Here is a 6,372-nt window from a genome sequence, read left to right as displayed (position 1 = left end):
GGACTTCGGGGTCGGTGCCAATGCCGCCGCCTGGGGCGTGCTCGGCGCGGGCGGCACCGCTCTGGACGCGGTCGAGGCCGGCGCGCGCTGGGCCGAGGCCGATCTGTGCAACCCGACCGTCGGTCGCTGCGGCAATCCCGACCGCGACGGCGTGCTGACCCTGGACGCGAGCATCATGGACGGCGACGGCTGCTGTGGCGCGGTCGCGGCGCTGGAGGACATCGCCCATCCGGTCTCGGTCGCGCGCGCGGTGATGGAGAAGACCTCGCACGTGATGCTGGTTGGCGACGGTGCCCAGCAGTTCGCGCTCGAACAGGGCTTCGAGAAGACCCCGCTGCTCACCGACGGCGCCCGCGAGGCCTGGCGCGAGTGGCGCCGTGAGTCGCGTTACGAACCGAAGATCAATGTCGAGCGCGACCGCATCCAGCAGTCGCGGCCCGGCGACAGCCACGACCACGACACCCTCGGCATCCTCGCGCTTGATGCGCAGGGGCGGTTGGCCGGCGCCTGCACCACCAGCGGCATGGCCTGGAAGCTGCACGGGCGGGTCGGCGACAGTCCGATCGTCGGCGCCGGCCTGTATGTCGACAACGAAGTCGGCGCGGCGACCGCGTCCGGCGTCGGCGAGGAGATGATCCGCAACGCCGCCAGCTTCCTGGTGGTCGAGCTGATGCGCCAGGGCCGTTCGCCGATGGACGCCTGCCGCGAGGCGATCGACCGGGTGGTGCGCAAGCGTCCCGAGGCCAGTCGCCGGTTGCAGGTGTGTTTCCTGGCCTTGAACCGCGATGGTGAGGTCGGTGCCTTCGCCCTGCACGAGGGCTTCGTCTACGCCCTGCATGACGGCGGCGCCGGGCCGCACGAGCGTCTGCATGACGCCGGCGCGATCTACTCCGAAGGCGTGCGCTGAACATGTCCGCCGGCGCGCCGCTGCTGGAGATCGCGGCCAACTCGCTGGCTTCGGCGCTGGCCGCGCAGGCCGGCGGCGCCGACCGCGTCGAGTTGTGCGAGAACCTCGGCGAGGGCGGCTGCACGCCGTCCTGGGGCACCATCGCGGCGGCGCGCGAGCGCCTGAGCATTCCGCTGTACGTGCTGGTGCGCCCGCGCGCCGGCGACTTTCTCTACGACGAGGATGAGCGCGAGGCGATGCGCCGCGACATCGAAGCCTGCGTGCGCATCGGCTGCGATGGCGTGGTGATCGGCGCGCTCGACGCCGATGGCGATGTCGACATGGCGACATGCCGCGAGCTGGTGGCCGCGGCCGGCCCGCTGGGGGTGACCTTCCATCGCGCGCTGGATGCCTCGCGCGACCCGGTCGCGGCGCTGGAGGCGGCGATCGCGCTCGGCTGCGAGCGTGTGCTGACCTCCGGGGCACAGGCCAACGCACTGGACGGCGCGGCGACGATCGCCACCCTGGTCGAGCGGGCTGCGGGGCGGATCAGGGTGATGGCCGGGGCCGGGGTCGAGGCGGCGACGCTGCCGTTGCTGCGCCAGCGCAGTGGTGCCGACGAGTTCCATGCCTCGGCGCGGGCGCGCCTGGCCTCGCCGATGCGTCATCGCGTGCCAGGCCTGCCCGGACTGGAGCCGGAACGCTGGCAGACCGACCCGGCACGGGTCGCGGCGCTGTGCGCGGCCCTGCGCGATGATTGATCCGGTCCAAGACCGCTGGAGCGGCCTCGGCCGCGAGGCCTGAACGAAACTCTCCCCCTCAGTCAGGGGGGATTCGCCCCGCAGGCGCGAATGGGGCGGAGGCGCAATGGCGGGTGCGCAGCAAACTTTCGGAATTCCGGGGTGCAGTCCGGGGATCGCGGCTTACGCGGTTCCCACAAAAGGCTTGGCGGTGCCGGTGAGGGGATCGGCCCACGACTTCCTGCGAGCAATCAATGCCTCATCCACCGTAGCAGCGGCGTAAGCCGCGATGGGTTCATGGGAAGGCCCTCGCGGCTTACGCCGCTGCTACGGGACAGCCTCCCGAGTCAGGGCGATTCGCGCGCAGCGCGAATGTGGGCTGGAGACGCATCGACGGGGCCCGGCAGGTGCTGGGGTTTACCGAGTGGAGCTTCGTCAACGTCGCAATGCGTCGGCCAGCGAGCGTACCGCCAGTGCCGTGCGCAATTCCTCCAGGCCGGCGTCGGAGCGCAGTCTGACGACAGCGGTCTCGCCCGGCAGCAGGGTCAGCGCGTTGTCCGACAACTCGGCATCGATGTCGCCGAAGTCGATCCATACCGCGCGTGCGATCCGTTCGCTGCGCAGTTCCAGCGCATAGCCGTCACCGTCGCGGTCCAGGGTCGCCTGCAGCTCGGGGACGCCCCAGTCGATCCCGCTGGCCGGCCCGAACCAGACCACCCGACGCGAGGGCGGTTCGCCCTCGACGCTCAGCTCGAACACCGCCGCGGTCGCAGCCGGGTCGGCGTCGCCGAGCAGTTGCGCGTCGGTGTACTGCGCGAGTTCGGTCGAGGACAACGCGGGCAGGACCACGGTCTGGCGCTCATCGCGCAGCACCTCGCCGCCCAGGCCCATCACCCGCAGCCGCAGCTCGCCGCGCAGCTCGCGAGTGCGGTCGGAGAGCAGGTGCACCCGGGCCCGGCCGTCCTTGCGCAGGGCCGATACCGCGACCGGGGCGAAGAAACGGCGGGCATGGAACTGCAGTGCCTTCCAGCGTCCGAACCAGTCGATGCCCGACCACGAGGCGCCCGGCCAGACGTCGTTGAGCTGCCAGTACAGCGTGCCCATGGTGTGCGGACGGCTGGCACGGTGGTGCAGGGCGGCCAGCTCGATGCCCTCGGCCTGGGCGACCTGGCTGAGGTAGATGAAGTCGGAGAAGCGGGTCGGCTCGCCGAACTCCATGCGCACGTAGTGCATCAGCCGTTCGTTGCCCTTGCCGGCGAGGAATTTCTGGTGGGCTTCGATCACCGGCGTGTCGATGCCCTGTTCGCCGGGCGCCGCGAAATGGTCGACCGTGCGTTGCACCGGCCAGGCCTGCAGGCCGTACTCGGACATGAAGCGCGGGGTGATGTCGAGGTACTTGAGTGGCGGGTGCGCGGGATTGCCCCACACCTCCCAGTAGTGCATGTCGCCAGCGTCCTCGGTGTTGGCGACCTCGGCCAGATCGTTGCTCGGCGAGCTGGCCCAGTAGGCGATGCCGCCGCCTTCCTCGGCGACGACTTCGCGCAGGTCGTGGCCGAACAGCTGCACGTAGCCGTCCCACACCTTGTCGGCGAACACCGGGTCGGCCTGTTTCAGGTCGCGGCCGTGGCCCCAGTACTTCCAGGCGATTTCCTCTTCGTTGTTGCCGCACCACAGGACGATGCTGGGATGGTCGCGCAGGCGGCGCACGTTGTCGCGCGCCTCGGCGACGACGTTGGCGCGGAAGGCGTCGTCGTAGGCCGGCTGCATGCCGCCGCCGAACATGAAGTCCTGCCACACCATCAGGCCCAGTTCGTCGGCGATGTCGTAGAAGGTGTCACTCTCGTAGTAGCCGCCGCCCCAGCCGCGGATCATGTTCATGTTGGCGTCCACCGCGGACTGCAGCACCCGCCGCAGCTGCGCCTCGCTCACGCGCGGCTGGAACATGTCGAAGGGGATGAAGTTGGCGCCCTTGGCGAACACCGGGATGCCGTTGATCTCGAACTGGAAACGGTTGCCGCGCGCGTCCGGCTCCCGGTTCAGCACCACGCTGCGCAGGCCGGTGCGCCGTTGCGCGCGGGACACCCGCTTGCGGCCGTCCAGCAGTTCCGCCTCGAAACGATAGAGCGGTTGCGCGCCATAGCCGACGGGGAACCAGCGCTGTGGGTTGTCGATCCGCAGCGGCACGGTGATGGTGCTGTCGCCCTGGTCGACATCGATGCGCTGGCGGGCGACGCGCGTGCGCCTGCCGTCCGGCGCGGTCTGCCACAGGCGCAGCTCGTACTCGCCGGCGCGGGCGGCATCGACGCCGACACGCACGCTGAGCTCGGCGCGCTCGGCGCCGACGCGCTCCTGGCGCACGTGCAGGTCGTCGATGCGGACCGTGTCCCAGCTGCGCAGCTTCACCGGACGCCAGACGCCGGCGGTGACGTAGCGCGGGCCCCAGTCCCAACCGTAGTGGTAGCCGGGCTTGCGCACGAAGTTCGCGGTCATCGCGTCGCGCGGCTCGTCGCCATAGGGCGAAGGGTAGTTGCCGGCGATCTTGTGCGGCATCGCCTGCACCTGCGGCAGCATGCGGTTGATCGGCGAGTGCAGCACCACGCGCAACCGGTTGCCGCCGTCCTTCAGCCTTCCCTGCACCGGTACCCGCCAGGTGCGGAAGAAATTGTCGGCGTCGAGGATCTTCTCGCCATTGAGATACACCTCGGCGAAGGTGTCCAGCCCCTCGAACACCAGCTCGCTGCGCGCGGCATCGTGCGCGCCGGCGGGGGCGTCGAATTCGACCCGGTATTCCCAGTCGGCCAGGCCGATCCATTGCAGCCCGGCCTCGGGCGCGCCGACGTAGGGGTCGGGGATCAGGCCGTGGGCGAGCAGGTCGGTATGGACCGTGCCCGGCACGCTTGCGCTGCGCCATGGCGCGGCTTCGGGATGCGCCCGGGCCTGCGGGCTGGCGGGCAGCTGGCGGAACTGCCAGTCGCCATCGAGGACGATCTCGCCCGCGCTACCCGCGAGGGCGGCACTGGCGGCGAGGGCGAGTGGAACGCCGGTGAGCAGGCGCAGGAGTGGGCGCAAGAGCGGGCGGATGCGGCGGCGGGCGCCGGTCGGGGCCGTGTGTGTCATGGGCTGGGCGCCTTGCAGTACTGGTCGATGAAGTCCTGGTGCCGGGGCATCGCGCCGACGCAGTTGGCGATCACCCGTCGTACCCGCTCGACGTGTTCGACCAGGTCGTCCTCGGGCATCTCGTCGACGATCGGGTGGTAGCCGCGCGGCATGATGCGCTGGCCAAGCATCACCTGGATCCAGCTCGGCAACGCGAAGAAGTCCTCGCCGTTGCGGAAGTAGCGGCCGTCGGCGCGGAACAGCTCGATCGCCTCGCGCAGGGTGTCGGGGATCGACATCGTGCGGCAGTAGTTCCAGAACGGCGTGTCGTCGCGCTCGGTCGCGTTGTAGTGCAGGATCAGGAAGTCGCGGGTGCGCTCGTACTCGAACGCGGATTCGCGATTGAAGCGATCGACCAGCAGCGGATCGAAGTCGCGGCCCGGGAACAGTCCGAGCAGGCGCTGGATGCCGGACTGGACCAGGTAGATGCTGGTCGACTCCAACGGCTCCAGGAAGCCGCTGGCCAGGCCCAGCGCGACCACGTTACGGTTCCAGAACTTGCGCCGCATGCCGGTGGTGAAGCGCAGCGGACGCGGGTCGGCGAGCGCTCGGCCGTCGAGATTGGCCAGCAGGGTCGCGGCCGCCTCGTCGTCGCCGAGATGGCCGCTGGAATAGACGTAGCCGTTGCCGACGCGGTGCTGCAGCGGAATGCGCCACTGCCAGCCGGCCTTGAGCGCGGTCGAGCGTGTGTAGGGCGTCGGCGCGCCGACGATCTCGCAGGGCACGGCCATCGCCCGGTCGCAGGGCAGCCAGTGGCTCCAGTCGACATAGCCGGTCTTCAGGGTCTGCTCGATCAACAGGCCGCGGAATCCGGAGCAGTCGATGAACAGCTCGCCTTCGATGCGCTCGCCGCTTTCCATCACCAGCGCTTCGATGAAGCCGTCGTCGGCGCGCTGGACGACGTCGACGACCTTGCCTTCGGTGCGCTTCACCCCGCGGCGCTCGGACAGTTCGCGCAGGAAACGGGCGTACAGGCCGGCGTCGAAGTGGTAGGCGTAGGCGATGTCGGACAACGGCGATCCGGCCGGGGCGTTGTCGGGGCTGACCATGAACCGGTCCTGCGTCGCCGCCGCGGTCTGCAGCGAATAGGCGCCGATGTCGGCCGCGCGCCCGGCCAGGAACAGCTTCAGCCAGAACTGGTGGAACGGCAGCGGCCCCAGGCCCTGGCCGATCCTGCCGAAGCCGTGGACATAGCTGTCGCCGAGGCGGCCCCAGTTCCTGAACTCGATGCCGAGCTTGAACGTGCCCTGGGTGCGGGTGACGAAGTCGACCTCCCTGATCCCCAGCATCTTGCTGTTGAAGGTCTTCATGTGCGGGACGCTGGCTTCGCCCACGCCGACGATGCCGATCTGCTCGGATTCGACCAGGCGGATGCTGGCGCCCTTGCCGAGGTAGGTGGCCAATGCCGCCGCGGCCATCCAGCCGGCGCTGCCGCCACCGACGACGACGACGTTCCTGATGCGGTTGTCGGAGCTCGTCATTGCGGATCCTCGGACAAGAAGGGCGGGCCCGTGCCGGTCGGGGAAGCGGGGGCCGGCATCCGGCCCTGTCCCGCGCTGGCGACCGCGTGCGGAGCGAGAGGGTGGTCGT

Annotated in this window: 4 protein-coding genes; 2 read left to right on the top strand and 2 right to left on the bottom strand. The window is 70.1% G+C overall.

The window, feature by feature from the left end:
• Positions 1–907, top strand: a 907-nt coding sequence (locus FKV24_RS05255) for a glycosylasparaginase (RefSeq protein ID WP_141481629.1), incomplete at its 5' end; no start/stop codon positions are given.
• A 2-nt stretch (positions 908–909) separates the two neighbouring features.
• A complete protein-coding gene (locus FKV24_RS05250; RefSeq protein ID WP_141481628.1) occupies positions 910–1,647 on the top strand; it encodes a copper homeostasis protein CutC in 738 nt (245 codons plus the stop codon).
• A gap of 414 nt (positions 1,648–2,061) precedes the next feature.
• Here FKV24_RS05250 and FKV24_RS05245 read toward each other — a convergent pair whose 3' ends face one another.
• Both FKV24_RS05245 and FKV24_RS05240 read right to left on the bottom strand, forming a co-directional pair.
• Positions 2,062–4,743, bottom strand: coding sequence for a beta-mannosidase (locus tag FKV24_RS05245; protein WP_141481627.1), 2,682 nt, complete (start codon positions 4,741–4,743; stop codon positions 2,062–2,064).
• Positions 4,740–6,263, bottom strand: coding sequence for a tryptophan halogenase family protein (locus tag FKV24_RS05240; RefSeq protein ID WP_141481626.1), 1,524 nt, complete (start codon positions 6,261–6,263; stop codon positions 4,740–4,742). Before FKV24_RS05240 ends, FKV24_RS05245 begins: the two co-directional genes overlap by 4 nt.
• Positions 6,264–6,372: the final 109 nt, after the last annotated feature.

Source organism: Marilutibacter maris, from assembly GCF_006546735.2.
GTDB lineage: Bacteria > Pseudomonadota > Gammaproteobacteria > Xanthomonadales > Xanthomonadaceae > Marilutibacter > Marilutibacter maris.
The sequence above is the reverse complement of the archived record's forward strand: the minus strand, read 5'-3'. Positions and strand labels throughout refer to the sequence as shown.